Below are 584 nucleotides of genomic sequence, written 5' to 3' on the forward strand. Positions count from 1 at the left end.
GTCGTATAGGGTTAAGTGATCCACGGTTACATTTCAACGGGCTTACAGTACTCCAACTAGCTGATGTATTACATATAAATTATAAAACAATTGAATCGTGGTATGAAAGATTCGCATTTCCCGTAAGACTAAAGCTATTTGCAAAAACTCAAAAAATAAAGGTTGTTTACTATAAGGACTTTTGGGATTGGTTAAAACGGCATAAGCAAGTAGTTGATTTTTCAAAGGTTGAATATGGGATTTTAGGACCTGAACCAGAATGGATGAAAGACAAACGTGATGCGGATGTGTATAGAAGAAAAAAGGAGAGAGATCCTTGGACCAAACAAGATGAATTATTACTAAGAAGTATGGTTAAAGCGAATTGTTATACGTATTTGGATATCGCTAAACGACTGCAGCGTACCGAAAGCGCGATAAAAAAAAGACTAGAAGAACTCGGCTGTTTTGGGAGACCTGTAGAAAGTCAGGCATCTTATACAGAAGATGAAATACGGATTAGTTTAGATCTATTCGAAAAAGGGTACACGGTAGATGCAATTGCAGAAAGATTTGAGAAAAGTGCATTAACACTTGTTGGTTAC

Annotated in this window: 1 protein-coding gene; it reads left to right on the top strand. The window is 36.5% G+C overall.

Annotated elements, in window-relative coordinates:
- The coding region (locus tag AC1DJR_RS32790; protein WP_477004549.1) for a hypothetical protein at positions 1-584 on the top strand (584 nt) is incomplete at both ends.

Source organism: Bacillus sp. 05T31 (genome assembly GCF_056396725.1).